This window comes from Flavobacterium odoriferum, assembly GCF_025499515.1.
Taxonomy (GTDB): Bacteria; Bacteroidota; Bacteroidia; order Flavobacteriales; family Flavobacteriaceae; genus Flavobacterium; species Flavobacterium odoriferum.
In genome coordinates, this window is sequence record NZ_JAMKFA010000050.1 from 1 (window position 1) to 627 (window position 627).

Consider the following 627-nt stretch of genomic DNA (forward strand, 5'->3'; position numbering starts at 1 on the left):
AAAACCAACATTAAATTTAGCCTTAAAGCCCCACTTGCAGCAAACCGCTGTTAGCAGTTCGGGTTTATTTTTCAATAACTAAATGTCCGTTAAGCCAATCTTTGTGAAGAACGTGGTTTTTCCAGCTTATTTCTATTGATTCAAATTCAAAAGTCCAATCTATCCAACAAAAAATGTTGTCTTCGTAAAATCCACTTATTTTGAATGAGTTATTATTTTCATCTGTTGAATTTTCCATTATTACATCCCAAAAATTAAAAAGGTTTTGATTATAAATTATATATTCAGGTTTTTTATTCTTAAAATTAGCAGTTCCAGAGTAATCTAATCTAAATTTTTCATTTTTATAACCTTTTACTTTCATAATTGTTTTACCTAAAACAATGCCTTCGTCGATTCCATTTTCTGAATAATTTTTGAGAAAACTCCAGTCAAATTCTATAATGGTATTTTCTCCTTCTTTATAAAATTTTTCTACTCCAGAATCATGTAAACTGAGTCTGTCAAAATCTTTAGTTATTAAGAAATTTGTATTCAATTTGGTTTTTGATTAAGTTTTTTCGCCATTCTATTTTAACCTGACTGCTAACGTTCTGCGGCTTGCTCTCAGTGGCGTTGAACCAACAC

At 29.7% G+C, this 627-nt stretch carries 1 protein-coding gene; it reads right to left on the bottom strand.

The window, feature by feature from the left end:
* Nucleotides 1-64: 64 nt before the first annotated feature.
* The gene (locus M9Q43_RS14080) at nucleotides 65-538 is read right to left on the bottom strand and encodes a hypothetical protein (protein WP_262319497.1); all 474 of its coding nucleotides are present in this window, start codon (nucleotides 536-538) and stop codon (nucleotides 65-67) included.
* Between the last annotated feature and the right edge of the window lie 89 nt (nucleotides 539-627).